The 18,375-nt window shown below is 66.3% G+C and carries 14 protein-coding genes; 5 read left to right on the top strand and 9 right to left on the bottom strand.

What is annotated here, in order from left to right; all coding sequences use genetic code 11:
• Positions 1 to 5: 5 nt before the first annotated feature.
• Positions 6 to 413: an RNA-binding S4 domain-containing protein gene (locus H4O10_RS03490; RefSeq protein ID WP_005408603.1), complete on the top strand. Its 408-nt coding sequence runs from the start codon at positions 6 to 8 to the stop codon at positions 411 to 413.
• A gap of 38 nt (positions 414 to 451) precedes the next feature.
• Here the strand turns inward: H4O10_RS03490 and H4O10_RS03485 are convergent, their stop codons facing one another.
• From H4O10_RS03485 to mutS, 4 genes are all read right to left on the bottom strand, one after another.
• Complete coding sequence (locus H4O10_RS03485) at positions 452 to 1,054, bottom strand: DUF937 domain-containing protein (protein WP_005408604.1); 603 nt, start codon at positions 1,052 to 1,054, stop codon at positions 452 to 454.
• A 108-nt stretch (positions 1,055 to 1,162) separates the two neighbouring features.
• Entirely contained in the window at positions 1,163 to 2,674 is a 1,512-nt protein-coding gene (locus H4O10_RS03480; protein WP_012479536.1) for a catalase, read from the bottom strand.
• Positions 2,675 to 2,986: 312 nt separating this feature from the next.
• Positions 2,987 to 4,744, bottom strand: coding sequence for a hypothetical protein (locus H4O10_RS03475; RefSeq protein WP_049404752.1), 1,758 nt, complete (start codon positions 4,742 to 4,744; stop codon positions 2,987 to 2,989).
• Positions 4,745 to 4,943: 199 nt separating this feature from the next.
• Positions 4,944 to 7,499, bottom strand: a complete 2,556-nt coding sequence (gene mutS, locus H4O10_RS03470; protein WP_049454356.1) for a DNA mismatch repair protein MutS — start codon at positions 7,497 to 7,499, stop codon at positions 4,944 to 4,946.
• 340 nt (positions 7,500 to 7,839) lie between these two features.
• Here mutS and H4O10_RS03465 point away from each other — a divergent pair, with 340 nt between their 5' ends.
• Both H4O10_RS03465 and H4O10_RS03460 read left to right on the top strand, forming a co-directional pair.
• A complete protein-coding gene (locus H4O10_RS03465) occupies positions 7,840 to 9,117 on the top strand; it encodes an O-antigen ligase family protein (protein ID WP_033834494.1) in 1,278 nt (425 codons plus the stop codon).
• Positions 9,117 to 10,109, top strand: a complete 993-nt coding sequence (locus H4O10_RS03460) for a glycosyltransferase (RefSeq protein WP_049404756.1) — start codon at positions 9,117 to 9,119, stop codon at positions 10,107 to 10,109. The genes H4O10_RS03465 and H4O10_RS03460 overlap by 1 nt, the downstream gene beginning before the upstream one ends.
• A gap of 29 nt (positions 10,110 to 10,138) precedes the next feature.
• Here the strand turns inward: H4O10_RS03460 and H4O10_RS03455 are convergent, their stop codons facing one another.
• On the bottom strand, positions 10,139 to 10,498 hold the full coding sequence (locus H4O10_RS03455; RefSeq protein ID WP_033834496.1) for a ribonuclease inhibitor: 360 nt from the start codon (positions 10,496 to 10,498) through the stop codon (positions 10,139 to 10,141).
• A 280-nt stretch (positions 10,499 to 10,778) separates the two neighbouring features.
• On the opposite strand from H4O10_RS03455, the gene H4O10_RS03450 reads away from it, so the two are divergent.
• Complete coding sequence (locus tag H4O10_RS03450; RefSeq protein WP_088470601.1) at positions 10,779 to 13,001, top strand: methyl-accepting chemotaxis protein; 2,223 nt, start codon at positions 10,779 to 10,781, stop codon at positions 12,999 to 13,001.
• A gap of 165 nt (positions 13,002 to 13,166) precedes the next feature.
• On the top strand, positions 13,167 to 13,535 hold the full coding sequence (locus H4O10_RS03445) for a glycine zipper 2TM domain-containing protein (protein ID WP_049452172.1): 369 nt from the start codon (positions 13,167 to 13,169) through the stop codon (positions 13,533 to 13,535).
• Between the two features lie 128 nt (positions 13,536 to 13,663).
• Here the strand turns inward: H4O10_RS03445 and H4O10_RS03440 are convergent, their stop codons facing one another.
• The 4 genes from H4O10_RS03440 to H4O10_RS03425 are packed head-to-tail and all read right to left on the bottom strand — an operon-like array spanning position 13,664 to position 18,366.
• Positions 13,664 to 14,791, bottom strand: a complete 1,128-nt coding sequence (locus H4O10_RS03440; RefSeq protein WP_033834497.1) for an ABC transporter permease — start codon at positions 14,789 to 14,791, stop codon at positions 13,664 to 13,666.
• The gene (locus H4O10_RS03435; protein WP_033834498.1) at positions 14,788 to 15,975 is read right to left on the bottom strand and encodes an ABC transporter permease; all 1,188 of its coding nucleotides are present in this window, start codon (positions 15,973 to 15,975) and stop codon (positions 14,788 to 14,790) included. Before H4O10_RS03435 ends, H4O10_RS03440 begins: the two co-directional genes overlap by 4 nt.
• The gene (locus H4O10_RS03430) at positions 15,960 to 16,973 is read right to left on the bottom strand and encodes an efflux RND transporter periplasmic adaptor subunit (protein WP_033834499.1); all 1,014 of its coding nucleotides are present in this window, start codon (positions 16,971 to 16,973) and stop codon (positions 15,960 to 15,962) included. The genes H4O10_RS03435 and H4O10_RS03430 overlap by 16 nt, the downstream gene beginning before the upstream one ends.
• Positions 16,966 to 18,366, bottom strand: coding sequence for a TolC family protein (locus H4O10_RS03425; protein WP_049452175.1), 1,401 nt, complete (start codon positions 18,364 to 18,366; stop codon positions 16,966 to 16,968). The genes H4O10_RS03430 and H4O10_RS03425 overlap by 8 nt, the downstream gene beginning before the upstream one ends.
• Positions 18,367 to 18,375: the final 9 nt, after the last annotated feature.

The following is an 18,375-nucleotide window of genomic DNA, read 5'->3' as shown; positions in this document are numbered from 1 at the left end:
TGCCGATGACCGAGCTTTCCCCGCTGTCGCCCAGTGTCCGCCTGGACATCTGGCTGTGGGCGGCCCGTTTCTTCAAGACCCGCAGCCTGGCCAAGCAGGCCATCGAGACCGGCAAGGTCAGCGTCGCCGGGCAGCGCCCGAAATCCTCACGCGCAGTGCGCGTCGGTGAGCAGCTGCAGGTCGACCGCGGCGAAGAGCATTTCGAGATCCAGGTGCTGGGCCTGAGCGACCAGCGCGGGCCGGCGCCGACGGCGCAGCAGTTGTATGCCGAGAGTGAGGCCTCGAAGGCGCGCCGTGCCGAACAGCGCGCGTTGCGCATCGCGGCGCGCGATGGTTTCCAGCCGCCGGAGCACAAGCCGGACAAGCGCGCACGGCGGTTGATCCGCGCGCTCGGCGATATCGACGCGTTGTAAGCAGCAGGGCGCCAGACCGGATCCGGCGCCCCCTTGGCTCAGCGCTTGCCGCCCAGCAGGCTGCCGCCGATCTTCAGCAGATCGCCCACGCCGAGCTGGCCGTCACCATCCTGGTCCAGCAGGCTGCCGAGCAGGCCGCCGGCAAGACCGCCCTGCTGCTGCACCTGCTGCTTTTCCTGACCGAGGGCCTGGCTGAGCGAGCCGGCGTCGGCCTGGCCGCCACCGAGGCGCTGGGCGAGGAAAGCCATCACGATCGGTGCGAGGATCTGCAGCAGCTGGCTGGTGCGGCCACTGTCGAGCTGGGTGGCCTGGGCCAGGCCGGTTTCCACCTTCTGCTGGTTGCCGCCGAAGATGTGGCCGAGGATGCCGGCGCCGTCGCTGGCGGCACCACCGCCACCGCCGCCCAGTACCGAACCGAGCACGCTGCCCAGGTCCAGCCCACTGTGGTTGTTCTGCAGCGCGCCGAGCAGCGCCTGCGCGCCCTGCGGCTGCGAGGCGTTGTTGCCCAGCGCGCCCATCAGCACCGGCAGCGCGGCACTGATCGCACCGGAAGCCTGGGTGTCGCTGATGCCGAGCTGCTGCGACACCTGCTGCAGCGGTGCGCCCTGCAGTTTGGCGAGAAGTTCGTCGGTGAGGCTCATCTGCGGAATCCTTGATTGGGGTGGGGCGTGCAGAAGGTACGACGCGGACCGTTAAAACGGCGACGCCGCCTCACGGGGAGGCGGCGTGCTGTTCACGGGGCAGGGCGATCAGAGCTCGATGTCTTCGGCGCCCGGGGTCGCGGTGGGGAAGTCCGCTTCCGGCTGCGCCGGCTTGAACGGATCCGACGGCTGGCTGGCCAGCGCCTTCAGCGCTGCGGCAACGCCAGCGCCATAGGCCGGGTCGGCCTTGCTGCAGTTGTCGATGTGGCGCTGCTTGATGAAGTCCGGCGCATCGCCCAGGGCGCGGGCGGTGTTGGCGAACAGGCGGTCCTTCTGTGCCTGGTTGTAGCTGCGGAACAGCGCACCGGGCTGGCTGAAGTAGTCGGCGTCGTCCTCACGGAAATTCCAGAAGTCGGCGTCACCGCGGATCTTCATCGGCGGCTCGCGGTACTGCGGCTGTTCCTGCCACTGGCCGTAGCTGTTCGGCTCGTAGTGCGGCAGGCCGCCGTAGTTGCCGTCCACGCGCATCGCACCGTCGCGGTGGTTGCTGTGCACCGGGCAGCGTGCGGCGTTCACCGGAATCTGGTGGTGGTTCACGCCCAAGCGGTAGCGCTGCGCATCGGAATAGGCGAACAGGCGTGCCTGCAGCATCTTGTCCGGCGACGGGCCGATGCCGGGCACCAGGTTGCTCGGTGCGAACGCGGACTGCTCCACGTCCTGGTACCAGTTGACCGGGTTGCGGTTCAGTTCGAACTGGCCGACTTCGATCAGCGGGTAGTCGCTCTTCGGCCACACCTTGGTCAGGTCGAACGGATGGATGCGGTAGGTTTCCGCCTCCAGCTCGGGCATGACCTGGATGAACAGCTTCCACTTCGGGAAGTCGCCCTTCTCGATTGCGGCGAACAGGTCGCGGCCGTGGCTTTCGCGGTCATGGCCGACCAGGATCTGCGCCTGCGCGTCGGTCAGCGATTCGATGCCCTGCTGGCTGACGAAGTGGAACTTCACCCAGAAGCGCTCGCTGTCGGCGTTGGTGAAGCTGTAGGTGTGCGAGCCGAAGCCGTGCATGTGGCGGAAGCTGCGCGGGATGCCGCGGTCGCTCATCACCACGGTCACCTGCAGCAGGGCTTCGGGCAGCAACGTCCAGAAGTCCCAGTTGTTGCGCGCGCTGCGCAGGTTGGTATGCGGGTCGCGTTTCACGGCCTTGTTGAGGTCGGCGAACTTGCGCGGGTCGCGCAGGAAGAACACCGGCGTGTTGTTGCCGACCAGGTCCCAGTTGCCTTCTTCGGTGTAGAACTTCAGCGCGAAGCCGCGGATGTCACGCTCGGCGTCGGCGGCGCCACGCTCGCCGGCCACCGTGGTGAAGCGCGCGAACATCTCGGTCTGCTTGCCGACCTTCTCGAACAGCTTGGCGCGGGTGTACTTGCTGATGTCGTGGGTGACGGTGAAAGTACCGAACGCGCCCGAGCCCTTGGCGTGCATGCGGCGCTCGGGAATGATCTCGCGGTTGAGGTTGGCCAGCTTCTCCAGCAGCCAGACGTCTTCCATCAGCAGCGGGCCACGTGGGCCGGCGGTTTTGCTGTTCTGGTTGTCCACCACCGGTGCGCCGAAGGCCGTTGTCATCGGCGTGACCGGATCATCGCCGTGCTTCTGCTTGGGCGTGGTGCTCAGTTCACGCTGCTGCTGGGCGCCTTCCGCCGGCGACGGCGCGGTGTGATACGGGCACTTGGGGCTGTTGTTATCGGACTGGCTCATGGCTGGCTCCTGCGGGTGAAGACGGGGTGGAACATCTTCACTCGACTTTAGCTATGGCCAGATGAAATGAATAATCGAATGAATCATTCACTTCTATAGCTTCTGTCTATAGATTGTCGGGAATTCATTGCCGGGGCCTTGTTCCGGTCGCCCGGCGGCTCGCGTCCCGACACGCTCCGATCATGGGCCAGCAGTGCTCGATTCGACGATGCGCACCGGGCGCGCTAGGCCGTCGAATGCATCCACATAACGACGATGAAGCATCCCGTCCCGGCGCAGCTGGGTGTCCTGCATCGGCCGGATCTGGGTGGTCAGCGGATTCCCGCGTGGCGCCAGTTGCGTTCCATAGCGTGCGGGGTAGGGCCCCGATGCGCCTGCCTTCACATACCGGGTTTCCTGTACCACCAGGCCGGCACGGCGAAGGCGCTCGATCTGCAGGTCGCCGATGTTGGCGGTGTAGTCGTTGCCGAAGACATACTCGGCCTGCACGCCGTCGGGCCGGTTTTCCCAGGTTGTTGAAACGCAGTTGGAGGTGCAGCCACCGGTGAATGACCAGTGTGGTGAGTATGTGTACGTCCAGGAGGCGGGCTGGATGCCGGGCCCGGACAGGGTCTTGGATACCAGCGACTTGGCCATGTAGGCATTGGGAATGCCGAATGAGCCAAACCCGAAGTTGGAGGAACTAGTGCCGATGATGCCGCAGCTGCCAGGCGTATTGTCCGATCCGTGGATCAACTGGCGAAGCGAGAACACCCCTTGTGCACCGCTGGGATGGCGCATGGTGATCACATCGTTGAAGGCCGGGTCGCCGGCATCTTCCGAGCGGAATCCCGTTGCATTCTGCGCGCAGGAATTCATGTAGAAGCCTGGATTCAGGACGGGGGGCACCATCGTCCACGGCATGGCGCCCACATGGCGGTCGGTGGAGAAGGTCCAGCGCGACTGGTCGGGAAGTACGACTTCGTTGAGCGTGCGCCCCCAGTAGCTGTCGACGTAGTTGTAACGCCAGGTGCGATCCCCGGCCCGGACGGCGCCGATCTTGCCCTGCGCGTCATAGTCGATATCGATCCGGGCTCCGTCATTGGAAATGATCGCCAGCAGGCGGGTCGGGTTGGCACCGTCGTAGCTGTAACTGACCCAGTTGCCGTGGCGGTCCTCGACACGTGTCGCGTAGAGGAAGACATCGACGACCGGAACCAGCAGGTAGGGCTGCGATGTGCCATTGCCATTGCCATCACGATAGTACTCGTTGGCCAGCACGTCGTGCTGGTCGCGGACCGCCATCCAATCGAAGAAGTAACGGGTGCCATCGGTGGTCCGCACCACAAAACCTTCGCCGGTTCCATTCCTGATGGCTGGCAGGCAGCTGACGCGCCACTGGCTGGCCGAGGTACCAATGTAGGTTGCCCCATCCTGGGGCAGGCTTGCCCCTGCTTCCTTCAGCAACAGGGATTCATAACCGACCGCAGGGAGGTTGATGAAGATGCCGCTCCAATAGGTGTGCTTCGGGATGACCCGGGTGTTGAAGTCCGGTGACGGGCCCACCCACTCGGTCGGGGACAGGTTGCTGCCGCTGCAGCGGCCGCCGCCCGCCGCGTTCCAGCCCCGGCGTTGATCGTAGGAGCCCATCATGTAGGGGGCATCGATCTCCCAGGACGCCCCCAGCGGGGCGGCAGCGCGATCCAGTCCCTGTTTCTGCTTCGGCGTTGTGCGGGTGAATGCGACCCGCATTCCACTGCTGGTCGGCACCACGACATCGGTCTGCGAGAACTGCAGCGTGCCATCCTTCCTGTTTAGGGAATCACCAAACAGATCATCGCCGAGCGCCGAGACCCGCGCACCCCGCAGGCGTTCGTCGTAGGTACGCTCGCTGCTTACGAATTCCTGTGCATCGGCCACGCCACACACCAGCAACAACGCTAGAACCGTACGCCGCATGTTCGTTCCCTCGTGATCGAATCCCTTCGCTTCGATGCCGCGGCATGTTGCCCGGCCCCATTGCATGCCGCTGGGATCGCAGTTTCAGTGACTGTGCGGAACGGCGCCCCAGCTCCCCTGTGGCGGTCTGCGTGGCCGAGTATGCAGGATTCTCCGCGGTGGCTTCCAGGGGGGCATGGTGCCCCCTGGCCAGGCGCACTTACAGCAGTGCCTTCAGCCGATACAGCGCTTCCAGCGCCTGCTTCGGCGTCAGTTCGTCCGGATTGATCGCCGCCAGCGCTTCCTGCGCCTTGCTGGATGGCGCCGCGAACAGCCCGAACTGCTGCGGGGCATCCAGCGCCTGCGGCGCCAGCTCGGCGGCGTGGCTTTCAGCGCCGCGCTGTTCCAGCTCGGCCAGTCGACGCCGTGCCTGCGCCACGGTGGCGCGCGGCAGGCCGGCCAGTGCGGCCACCTGCAGGCCAAAGCTGCGGTTGGCCGGGCCGTCCTTCACTGCGTGCATGAACACCAGCGCTTCGCCGTGCTCGACCGCGTCCAGGTGCACGTTGGCGATGCCGCTGCGGCCGCCCTCGTGCTGTTCGTCGGCCAGCGCGGTCAGCTCGAAGTAGTGGGTGGCGAACAGCGTGTAGCAGCGGTTCTGGTAGGCCAGGTGGCGGGCCACCGCGTCGGCCAGCGCCAGGCCATCGTAGGTGGAGGTGCCACGGCCGATCTCGTCCATCAGCACCAGCGAATGGGCGGTGGCGTGGTGCAGGATGTAGCTGGTCTCGGCCATCTCGACCATGAAGGTCGACTGCCCGCGGGCGAGGTCGTCGCCGGCGCCGATGCGGGTCAGGATGCGGTCGATCGGGCCGATCACCGCCCGGCTGGCCGGCACGAAGCTGCCGATGTGGGCCAGCAGCACGATCAGCGCGTTCTGCCGCATGTAGGTCGATTTACCGCCCATGTTCGGGCCGGTGATGACCAGCATGCGACGGTCCGGATACAGGTCCAGGTCATTGGGTTCGAACGGCTGTTCGCGTACCGCTTCGACTACTGGATGGCGGCCGCGTTCGATCTTCAGGCACGGCTCGGCCTGCAGCTCCGGGCGCGCCCAGTCCAGCGCCTGCGCGCGTTCGGCGAAGGCGGCCAGCACGTCCAGTTCGCTCAGCGCAGCGGCACACTGCTTCAGCGGTTCCAACTGCCCGCCAAGGGTGTCCAGCAGCTGCTCGTACAGGTACTTCTCGCGCGACAGCGAACGGTCGCGCGCGGACAGCACCTTGTCCTCGAATGCCTTCAGTTCTTCGGTGATGTAGCGCTCGGCATTGGTCAGCGTCTGCCGGCGGGTGTAGTGCACCGGCGCACGATCGGACTGGCCCTTGCTGATTTCGATGTAGTAGCCGTGGACGCGGTTGTAGCCCACCTTCAGGGTGGGAATACCGCTGCTCTCGCGCTCGCGCAGTTCCAGGTCGACCAGGAACTGGTCGGCATGGGTGGACAGCCGGCGCAGCTCGTCCAGCTCTTCATCGAAGCCATCGGCCAGCACGCCGCCGTCGCTCAGCTTCAGCGGCGGCATCTCGGCGATGGCGCTGGCCAGCAGCTGCGCGCACGCGTCGTGTTCGCCCAGCGCCGCGTGCAGGGCCTGCAGGCGCGGCGAGTCCAGCGGGGCCAGCACTTCGCGCACCGCCGGCAGCAGGCCCAGGCCGTCACGCAGGGTTGAGAAATCGCGCGGGCGCGCCGAGCGCAGCGCGACGCGGGTGAGGATGCGTTCCAGATCGCCGAGGCGGCGGAACTGCTCGCGGATGTCGGCGTCCGCACCGCGATCGATCAGGGTTTCCACCGCGTGGTGGCGCTGCACCAGCACCTCGCGCAGGCGCAGCGGGCGGTGCAGCCAGCGGCGCAGCAGGCGCCCACCCATGGGTGTCACCGTGCTGTCGAGCACGCCCAGCAGGGTATTGCGGGTATCACCGTCGACACGCGTGTCCAATTCCAGGTGGCGGCGGGTGGCGGCGTTCATCGCGATCGCCTCGCCGGCGGTTTCCATCGCGATCGAAGTCAGGTGGGGCAGGCGCTGCTTCTGGGTTTCCTCGACATAGCCGAGCAGGGCGCCGGCGGCGGCGGTGGCACGGGGCTTGTCATCGATACCGAAGCCGCTCAGATCGTGCAGCTTGAAGAAGTTCAGCAGCTGGCGGCGGCCGCTGTCCGCGTCGAACAGCCAAGGCGCACGGCGGCGCACGCCGGTGCGCTGGCGCAGGAACTCCGGCCAGTTCTCCTCGTCGGGCACCAGCAGCTCGGCCGGCTCCAGCCGTGCCAGCTCGGCTTCCAGGGCGTCGTCGGTTTCCACCTCGTTGACCAGGAAGCGACCACCGGCCAGGTCGGCCCAGGCCAGGCCGTAGCCCTGCTTGCTGCGCGACAGCGCCATCAGCAGGGTGTCGCGGCGCTCGTCCAGCAGCGCTTCGTCGGTGACCGTGCCGGGGGTGACGATGCGCACCACCTTGCGTTCGACCAGGCCCTTGGCGAGCGCCGGGTCGCCGATCTGCTCGCAGATCGCCACCGACTCGCCCAGCGCCACCAGCCGTGCCAGGTAGCCTTCGTAGGCATGCACCGGCACGCCGGCCATCGGGATCGGCGCGCCGCCGGAGCTGCCACGCTGGGTCAGGGTGATGTCGAGCAGCCGCGCGGCCTTGCGCGCGTCGTCGTAGAACAGCTCGTAGAAGTCGCCCATGCGGAAGAACAGCAGCAGGTCCGGGTAGTCGGACTTGGCTGCGAAGAACTGCTTCATCAGCGGGGTGTGATCCTTGGACGCCTTGGCGTTGCTGGTGTTGTCTTTTGTATCAGTCACTTGGGGCGTTTCGCGTCTTGGGCAGGGCGTCGGGGCGTGACCACGCGCAGGCATGGCCGGAGAGGTCATTAGTGTAGCGACCTGGGGCGGTCGATGATCCGCGGCACCCGCGCTGGGCCTGGAGGCTGTCCGTGTGCCAACGCCTGCGCCCCTGCCCCGGCACTTTGGTTGATTTCCCCAGGGTCCCACGGTAGTGTCAGCCCCGGCGATCTCCGCCAAGCGGCCTCCATGGAAAACGGGGCGACTTGTCCCCGGGCGGGCGTTGATGGAAAGAACAAGCATGACTGCAGCCTGCATGGCCGCCGAACCTCGTTACACTTGGCGTACCGTCCTGCTGAGCATCCTGGTCGCCATCGTTCCGCTTGCCGGCTCCGCACCCTACACCTTGCTGAAGGCGGTGCTGCTGCTGGCCCTGCTGGTCACCGGCGTGGTTCTGATTCGCCGCCAGCCCGATGTCCGCCTGCGCTACCGCATCGCCCGGTTCATCGTGATCGTCTGCTTCCTGCGCCTGGCCTATGCCTTCTACAGCATCCTCTGGCACGGGCTGCGCTGGAACGAGCTGGATCTGCCGGCGCAGACACTGCTCTACCTGGGTACCGCTGCTGTGTTCGCCACTGCGCTGGACTGGCGCCTGATCTGGAAGATCTTCGCCGTTTCCACCCTGGTCTTCGGCGGGTCGTGCATCGTGCAGCACCACGTGATGGGTCTTGAACGCGCGCACGGTTTCAGTGGCGGCGAATGGACGGCCATCGAGTTCACCATGGTGACGCTGTGCATGGCGTTGTTCTCGGTCATCCGGTTGATCCAGCCCAATGTGCATCCGGCCGAACGCTGGCTGCACGGCGTGGCCATCGCCGTCGGCGTCTACGGTTCGATCCTGGCGCAGAGTCGCGGGCCGATCCTGGCGTTCATTCCCGCCATGCTGATGGTGATTGTGGTGCACGTCCGGCGAACCCGGCGCTGGCGGGGGGCACTGGTCTTCGTCGGTGCCTTGGCCATCGGCGTGGTCGGCGCCACCTCGGTGCTGAACCACGAGGTGATCCAGCGCTTCGGTGAGGTCAGTGGCGAGATCTCCGGCTTCAACCAGGAAAAGGAGGTCGGCTCGGTCCGCGAGCGCATCGCCATGTGGGGCGTGGCGGTCGACGCCTTCGCCGAGCATCCCGTGGCGGGGGTGGGCCTGAACCAGTTCGGTACCTATGCACGTGAGGGCATCGCCCGCGGCGAGGTGTCCGAGTCGATCTTCCGCTACAACCACCCGCATAACGAGTACCTGGAAGCGGCGGTGACCGGTGGCGTGCCGTTGCTGCTGATCATGCTGCTGGTCTTCATCCTGCCCGGCATTCATTTCGTGCGGCGCCTCGGCCACGCCGACGACATCACCGCGACGATCGCCATCGCCGGACTTGCCGTGGTCATCGTCTATGCGCTTTCGGCGTTCACGGACAACGTGTTCTACCGGGCGATGCCGCATTCGTTCTATTTCTACCTGGTGCTGGGCTTCATGATGGCGACCGCCTTGCCGGCGCGTAACCTGCATCGGCCAGGGAGTCCGTCCTGATGGCGCATATCCATCTACTGGCCGCCGACAACCAGCGTGGCCTGTCCCATGACATCCAGGTGATCGAGCGCTCATTGCAGCAGCTCGGGCACACGGTGACGGTCAGCCGTCTGGACGCGGTGCGCAATGGTGGTGCCTGGAAACTGCGCGGGATGCGCCTGCGCAGGCTGCTGGCCTCGTGGCTCAGCTTGGGGCGCACGCCGGCCCGGTTCGACATCAACATCTCGCTGGAGCATGTCCGGCCGGCAAGCTTTGGACTGGCCGAGGTCAATCTGTTGATTCCGAATCCGGAATGGGTGTCCGCACGCAGCCTGCGGATCCTGCCGCGGTTCGATGCGTTGTTGACCAAGACCGAAGAAGCCACGCGCATCTTCAACGCACTGGGCATGCGCGCGCTGGAAGTCGGTTTCTGCAGCCGTGACCGCTACGACCCAGCGGTGCCGCGCAGACCGCGCAGCTTCCTGCATGCGGCCGGTACCAGTCGCATGAAGGGGACGGCTGCACTCGTCAATGTCTGGAAGCGGCACCCTGAGTGGCCCTTGCTGACCATCCTGCGCGGCGGCCCTTCGGACGAAGATGAGGGCGGGGCCGCGAACCTGCGGATCGTCCGCGAGCGGCTGCCCGACCAGGAGGTGCAGCGCCTGCAGAACGAACATGCGTTTCACCTGTGCCTGTCGCAGACCGAAGGCTGGGGCCATTACCTGGTGGAAGCGATGAGCTGCGGCGCGGTGGTGATCACCTGCGACGGCGCGCCGATGAACCAGATGATCGACGACAGCCGCGGTATCCTGGTCGCCGCGCACGAGGGCGAGCCCTGCCATCTGTCCAGAACCTGGCATGTGGATGAGAAGGCGCTGGAACAGGCCGTCGAGCGTGCGCTGGCGATGGATGAGGCCGAGTGGACCCGGCTGGGCGCCAATGCACGCGCATGGCACTTGGCCAGCGAAGTGGCGTTCCCACGCCGTCTGGGCGAGGCCCTGGCCAAGCTTTGAGCTGATGGGGGCTGGTTGCTGCAGAGTGCTCAGCCTGGCACCAGGGTGATCTGCGGATGGCTGCCGAAGATCTCCATGACGATCTCGAAGTAGGCCTGTCCCTGGCCAATCGACAGTGCCGTCAACTGAGGCTGGATGACCGGACCGTTGAACCTGCCGTCCTGATCGAGTTTGGACCGCAGCCAGGCGCGCGTGGTCTCGCGGCCCAGTGCCTCGCGGCCGTGGGCGATGTCACGCCACACCATCGTGGTGGCGGCATGACCGGCGAGCGCGCCGTAGCTGCCGTGCAGCGGGTCATCAAGCGCGTCCAGGCTTGCGCCCAGCTGCCAGTCTTCGTTGGCCATGATGTCGTTGATGGACGCGCCTTCGATGTGTGGGATCCGTGTCATCTGCAGACTGTAGCCCGCCCGGGCGACGGTTGTGTCCGGCGCAGATAATCCGGGCCGCCTTGGATGGGGTAGGCGTGATTATGGTGTCAATTTGTGTAATTTTCATCGGGCGCTGGCGTGTCAGTGGCATTCGGTAATGATGTGGCGCCATTATTGGTCGCTGCATTTTCTGACTGCCTGCACAGTTCCATATATTTGGATCGGTCCATATATAAAGTCCCGTAAAGTTTCCCTCCGCTGCGCCGTCACCCTTCATACGGCCATGATCAAGGGAATTGAGATGCTCGCCTTACGCAACCTCCGAGTGGGATCCCGGCTGGGTGCCGGGTTCGGTTTGCTGCTGCTGTTCATCGTGGCCATCGTTGGCCTCGTGCTGTACGGAAACCACCTGAAGTCCGCCCAGTTCGAGAAAGTGGTGGACGTCAACATGGTGAAGATGCGGCTGTTGAACGACATGCTGGATACCAACAACGCGGTGCTGATGCATCGCCGGCTGATGGTGATCAAGCGCGGTGAGGATTTCGACAAGGATTATCAGAAGGCGCAGGAGCTGTCGCAGACCTACGACGGTATCTGGGCCAAGTACATCAAGATTCCACGCGACGCCACTGGTGATGCCCTGGTGGCGAAAATCGACGCGGCACGCAAGGCCACCGACGCCTCCACCCAGCATCTGCACGAGCGCATGAAGGCCGGTGATTTCGACGGCGCGGCCAAGGAACTGCTCGCCGAGCACGGCTTGGCCACCGCATGGAATGAGGCGATCTCGACCCTGCTGCGGCATCAGGAGACACTGACCGAGCGCAGTCGCGAGGAATACCGTTCAACCGAATCCTGGACCGGCACGTTGTCGATCGTGTTCGGCGCGTTGAGCCTGGTACTGGGCTCGCTGGCCGCGTGGGCCATCACCCGCAGCCTGACCCGCCCGCTGGAAGGTGCGGTGAAGCTGGCCGACGGCATCGCCAACGGGCGGCTGGACAACAGCATCGACGCGTCCGGCAACGATGAGGTGACGCAGCTGCTCAGGTCGATGCAGCGCATGCAGGCGCAGTTGCAGTCGGTGATGGCGGCGCAGGGTGAACTGGCCCGCCAGCACGACGCGGGCAGCCTCAGCTATCGCATGGACGAGAGTGCTTTTCCTGGCGACTACGGGCGCATGGTGCACGAGACCAATGCGCTGGTCGGCTCGCATGTGCAGGTGCAGAACCGGCTGATCGAAGTAATGAAGCATTACGCCTGCGGTGATCTGTCAGTGGACATGGATCCGTTGCCGGGCGAGAAGGCCGCAATCACCCAGGCCATGGACGAAACCAAGACCAGCCTGTCGGCGATCAACGGTGAGATCCGCCGGCTGGCGACGGCCGCAGCCGCCGGCGACTTCAGCCTGCGCGGCGATGAAGATCGCTTCGCCTATGATTTCCGCGACATGGTGGCCGGGCTCAATCGCCTGATGCAGACCACCGACGAGAACCTGGTGCAGGTGTCGACCCTGCTGCAGGCGATCTCGCGCGGTGACCTCACTGTACGCATGCAGGGCGACTTCCACGGCGTGTTCGCCCGCATGCGTGATGACTGCAACGCCACCGTCGATCAGCTCAAGCAGATTGTCGGCCGTATCCAGTCCAGCGCGTCCAGCATCAACCTGGCGGCAGGCGAGATCGCTTCGGGCAACACCGATCTGTCGCGGCGCACCGAGCAGCAGGCGGCGAACCTGGAAGAGACGGCTGCGTCGATGGAGGAACTGACCTCCACCGTGAAACAGAACGCCGAGCACGCACGCCAGGCTAACCAGCTTGCCATCGGTGCGCATGGCGTCGCCTCACAGGGCGGCGAGGTGGTCGGCCAGGTGGTCACCACCATGTCGGCCATCGAAGCCTCGTCGAAGAAGATCGCCGAGATCATCAGTGTCATCGACGGCATCGCGTTCCAGACCAACATCCTGGCCTTGAACGCGGCGGTGGAAGCTGCGCGTGCCGGCGAGCAGGGGAGGGGCTTTGCGGTGGTGGCCAGTGAGGTGCGCACGCTGGCGCAGCGCTCGGCCGGTGCGGCCAAGGAGATCAAGGGCCTGATCGAGGATTCGGTCGGCAAGGTCGCCGATGGATCGGCGCTGGTTCGTCAGGCCGGCACCACGATGGGCGAGATCGTGGCCTCGGTGCAGCGCGTGACCGACATCATGGCAGATATCTCTGCCGCCTCGCAGGAGCAGAGCTCTGGTATCGAACAGGTGAACCAGGCGGTGGTGCAGATGGACGAGACCACGCAGCAGAATGCGGCGCTGGTGGAAGAAGCCAGCGCGGCGGCACGCTCCATGGAGGAGCAGGCCAACCTGCTGGCCGAAGCAGTTTCGGTGTTCCGCACGGGGGCGGTGACCGCCGCCGCAGCGGTCCGCCCGGCGCTGGCAGCCGTGGCGGCATCGGTTGCACCGGTACGCCGGCCGGCGGTGCTGCCGCCGCGGATGGAACCGACGCTGGCCGCCAATGCGGGCGGTTGGGAAGAGTTCTAGCAGAGGGCAATGCCGGTAGGAAGACAGCGCCTATCACGCTGGCTGATCGTGATGGGCTCGGATTTCTTCCTGAACGCGCGATGGCCGATGAGGCGGCGGACACGCGCATTTCACTTCCGGTTGCCAACCGCAGGAGGACACTTGCGCCATACCGGAACTCAGGAGATGGCCATGAAGACCTCGACCCGATTGCTTGTGCTGGGCACGCTGCTGGCGGCTTCGTCGGTGGCCGGTGCGCAGACGTATGGGCCGCGCGATGAGGGACGCAAGTTCAACGACGGCAGTCGCGTGGTCTGCAAGAACGTGGAAGTGCAGCGCAACTCGCGCGATCCGAACCGCATCACGGGTACCGCTACCGGCGCAGTGATCGGCGGCCTGCTGGGCAACCAGGTGGGCGGCGGTAACGGCAAGAAGCTTGCAACGGTGGCCGGCGCTGTGGCCGGTGGTGCTGCCGGCCGCCAGATCCAAGGCAACCAGCAGCAGAAGAACGGTGACCGCGTGATTGAACGTCGCTGCGAACGCGTCTACCGCTGATCGATCGCCGAAGGCCCCCGTATCCCCTTCCACACCGCAGTACCCGAACGCCGGCCCCACGCCGGCGTTCTTCGTTGCAGAAAAAAGGGGACGGAGGGAATTAAGTCGCAATCCCCCAACCTTGCCGTTTACGACTTAATCCCCTCCGTCCCCTTTTTTGCGAGGAGGCGCCAGGTGGCGAGGCTGCCGTAGAGCAGCAGCAGGACGGTGAGGGTGATCAGTTCGTGGCTGACGTCGGCCAGGCTGGCGTCCATCTGGTTCAGCCGCACCATCAGGTTGATGCCGGAGGTGGTAGGCAGCAGCTGCGCCAGCCAGACCAGCGGTTGCGGCGTCATCACTGCCGGCCACGACAGGTTGGCCAGGAAGAACAGAGGGATCGAGGTGGCGATGATGTACTGGAAGGCGCGTTCGCGGGTGCGGAAGAAGCTGCCGACGAACAGACCGAAAACCACGGTAGCGGCGATGAACAGGGTGCCGCCCAGCAGCTGGCCCAGTGGGTTCCCGCCGCGCGGATAGTCCTGCACCCAGGCGGTGAACCCGGCGTACCAGAACAGGCCGAACAGGCCGATCAGGCCGAAGCCCATCGCCATGCCGGCCAGGGTCGGGAGGTCGAAGCGCAGGCGCCGGCCGAGTGCAAGACGACGACCACCGAGCAGCACGCCGATGCCCATCAGCAGGGTCTGGTGTACGATCAGCTCAGCCACACCGGGCACGATGGCGCTGCCATAGCCTTCCTGGGTGTTGTACAGCGGGCGCTGCACCAGGGTGACCGGCGGCGCCTGTGGCGCGCCCATGAAGGCGGCCTGGCCGACCACGGCGTCACGCCCGAACGCGCCCAGTGCATCGGCCACGCTGCCCAGCACCCAGCTGGCACGGCCCAGGTAGGCGCCGTTGCCGAGCAGCACCAGCTTGGCCGGGTGGCCGCGCAGGATGTCGCGCTCCAGGTTGGCCGGGATCAGCACGATGCCTTCGGCATGGCCGGCTTCCAGCTGCTGACGCGCACTGTCGATGTCCGCCGGTTGCCCGACCACGTGTGCGACGCGGAGCGCATCGAGCTTGCGCAGCAGTTCGCGGCTGGTCGCGCTATGGTCTTCGTCCACCACCAGCACCGGCAGGTTGCCGGCCACCTGGTGCCGGTAGGCGGCTGGATAGAAGAACGAATACAGGATCACCGCACCGACCATCACCACGATCGCGTAGCGGTCGCACAGCACCGCCATCAGGGTCTGCCGCAGGCTGCGCCAGAGCACGCTCATGCGTCAGCTCCCGCAGGCTGCGCGGCTTTCGGCGTGCGCGCAAAGGCGATCAGGCGCAGGCCGCCAATGCCTCCTGCCACCACCGCCATCAGCAGCAATGTGGCCAACGGCCACACCGAAACCTGCAGCGGCGAACCGATGAACTGCTGCTGGGTCTGCAGCTTGATGTAGGCGCTGAGTGGCAGCAGCTGATGCCAGATGCGGGTGAACAGGGGGCCATCCAGCACTGGGAAGGTAGCGCTGGAGAACGCCAGTGCGGTGCCGATGCTGAGGCCGACCGCGGACAGCGCGGTACCCATGTCGCGGGTGACGCCGACGAAGAACAACGCGTAGGCGGCCGTGGCCAGGTAGAACAGTGGCTGTGCGAGCAGCAGCAGGAGCACGCTGCCGGCCACACCATCGCCGCGCAGCCAGGCGAGGTAACCGATGCCGAGCGCGCCATACAGCGAAAACAGCAGGATGTACGGCGCGACCTTGCCGGCAATCGCCGACCACGGCGTTCGACCCAGCCAGGCGGGCAGGGTGCCGTCGCGGATCTCGCGGCCGAGGCTGCCGGCCACCGCAAGTGCCAGTACCAGCGACAGCACGGCTGGGAAGATCAGCGGTAGCAGGAACAACTCGTAGCTGCGCGCAGGGTTGTACAGGATGTCCGACTGCACCGCGATCGGTGCCGCACGCAGCTTGCCGGGGCCGACCTGCAGGCCGATGCGTTCGCGCAGCAGGCGTGCGTTCCAGGCCGAGACTGCGTCGCCGATATCGCGCGACGCAGATTGGCCGGTGGTCATGTAGGTGGCGTTGTAATAGGCGAACACCGTGCCCTGGCGTCCACGCAGCGCCTGCCGGGTGACATCGCGCGGCACCAGTACGATGGCAAACACGTCCAGCCTGCGCAGCTGCGAACGCGCGTCCTCCAGGTCCGCCGGCTGGCTGGCGATGCGTACGCCGGGGCTGGCATCGAGCATGCGCAGCAGCAGGCGGCTGTCACTGCTGTGGTCGAGGTCGACCACGGCAATGGGGATGTCGCGCATCACCGACGGCGAGAACATCCACGCCATCACCGCCAGCATCAGCAGGGGCAGCACGGTGACCAGCAGCAGGTCGGCACGGTTGCCGCGCAGCGACTGCAGCTCGCGCCGCCACGAAGCAGCGAAGCCGTTGCGGTCCGGGCTCAGTGCTGGGGCCATGCAAACAGCACGCTCATGCCGGGGCGGAAGCCCTCGATGCGGCGTACCGGGCGCACCCGCACCTCGAAACTGCGGACGTCGTAGCCGGACGACTGGCGGGTGGTACGCCAGGTCGCATAGTCGCCGGCAGGGTTGATGAAGTAGACCTCGAACTCGCCGTCCAGGCCGAGTGCCGGCACGTTGCCCTGCAGCTTGCTGCCGATCTTCAGGCCCTGCATCTGTGATTCGCGCAGGTTCATCGCCACCCACATGCGATCGATGTCGACCAGGGTGAATACCGGGTAGCCGGCCGGCACCAGTTCGCCCGGGTCGGCCATGCGCTTGTTGATCTCGCCCGCCACAGGCGCGCGTCCTTCGACTTCGGCACGGGCGGCGTTGACTTCGGCCACCGCGCCCTGCGCCTGCTGCACCTGGCCCTGAGCGGCACGCTTGTCCTGCTCGCGTGCGCCGGCCAACGCCATGTCGTACTGCGCGCGCGCGGCACGGGCCAGTTCGCGCGAACTGGTGGCCTGGGCATGCGCTTCATCGCGCTTCTGCCGGGTCATCACCCCTTCGTTGAACAGGTTCTGCACGCGCTGGTAGGTGGCTTCGGCCAGCGTTGCACCGGCTTCGGCGCGCTTCCAGTTCGCTTCGGCGGCGCGGATGTCTTCGCTGCGCGCGCCTTCGTCGGCCTTGTCGGCCACCGCCTGTGCGGCGGCCAACGCGCCGTGGGCCTGCTGTTCCTTGGCGGCCACTTCGGGGCTGTCGAGCAGGAACAGCACCTGCCCGGGCTGCACGCGGTCGCCCTCGCGCACCTTCAACTCCGCCACGCGCGCGGTGATCTTGGCGGCCACGTTGATGGTGTCCGCGTCGGCCATGCCCTGGATCTGGTCGGCCGGGCTGCGCCAGGCCAGCCACAGGCCGAGCACCACCGCGACCAGCAGCACCACTACCAGGATCGGGCCCAGGCGGCGCTTGGCCGGGGGTGTTGTCGCATCGTCGTGCAGCACATCACTCATGGTCGATCACCTCGTCCGCACGGCGCCGGAATTCTTCAAAACGGTCCATCTGTCCACTGACCTCCAGCAACTGCGCCAGCGCAATATCGTATTGGTAGGCGGCCTGTGCGCGCTCTACACGGGCACCGCCCAGGCCGAGCCGCGCGTCGATCACATCCAGCGAGGTGGCCTGGCCCTCGCGGAACGCCAGCTCCTGCAGGCGCAGGTTTTCCTGTGCCTGGGTGATGCTGCTGTCGAGCAGCACGTACTGCTGGCGCGCGGTCTCCAGTTCGTTCCAGGCCTTGCGCACGCCCAGCGCGACCTGGTTCTCGGCCTCGCGCAGGCCCGCTTCGGCCTGGTCCAGCTGCGCGCGCGCGGCGCTGATCTGTGCCGGCCGCGAGTTCGGCGACAGGAAGGTGTACTTCAGGCCGATACCGAACGCCCAGTCCGGATCGGTCAGCATTTCGTCGCGGCGGCGGAAGTCGTACTGGCCGAAGGCAAAGATCTGCGGTTTCAGCTTGGCCTGCTGCACGCGCACGCCCTGTTCGGCCTGCGCCACCATGGCCCGCAGGCGTGCGATCTGCGGCTGGCGCGCCTGCGCAGTACGCTCGAAGCTGGCTACCGGTTCCAGCGGCACGCGCTGCACGAACAGCGGCGAAACCGGCTGCACCTCGCCCCCACTGCGCAGCAGCGTGGCCAGCGCGGCCTTCAGCGTGGCCAGGTCGTTCACTGTCTTCTGGTATTCGCGCTCGGCCTTGTCGCGGGCCACGGTGGCCTGAAGGCGCTGCGCGCGGGTGGCGAAACCCTCGCGTTCCAGCTTCTCTGCATCGGACAGGTGGCGGTTGAGGCCATCGCGCACGTCACGGCGCACGTCCACCGCCTGCTCGGCCAGGCGCTGCCCGAAGTAGGCCTGGGCCAGCTGCACGGTCAGCGATTGACGTTGTGCTTCGCGCTCGGCGCTGGCCTGTTCGTGGGCCGCACTGGCCGCACGCTGCGCGGCCGGAATCACGCCGCCGGTGTACAGCGGCAGCACCGCGGTGACCACTGGACGGGTGCGCCAGTCGCGCTCGGTGAACGACAGCGGCGAATCGATGCCGAAGGCTTCAGCCACCGGCGCCAGTGAGCCCAGCGGCAGAGTGAGCGTCTTCTGGAACTGCAGGCGGCGCACTTCGCCGGTGATCTCCGGCAGGCGCAGCAGCCGGGTGGCGTCCTGCAGGTCCTGCTTGTTGCGAACGGCTGCACCGGCAGCGGCCAGCGCATCGGAGACCTGCTCCAGGCGTTGCCGCGCCTGTTCCCAGTCCAGTGCGGGTGCATCGGCACTGCTCTGCGCTGCCGCCGCAAGCGGCAGGCAGGCTGCCAGGGTCAACGCGACTTTCGCGCTGTGCATCCTTGTACGTCGGCCGATCACGCCCATGCCGTCCCA

The organism is Stenotrophomonas sp. I18B00994 (assembly GCF_014145825.1).
In the GTDB taxonomy this organism is placed as follows: Bacteria; Pseudomonadota; Gammaproteobacteria; order Xanthomonadales; family Xanthomonadaceae; genus Stenotrophomonas; species Stenotrophomonas maltophilia.
Note: the sequence above shows the minus strand (reverse complement) of the source record. Positions and strands in the feature narration are given on the sequence as shown.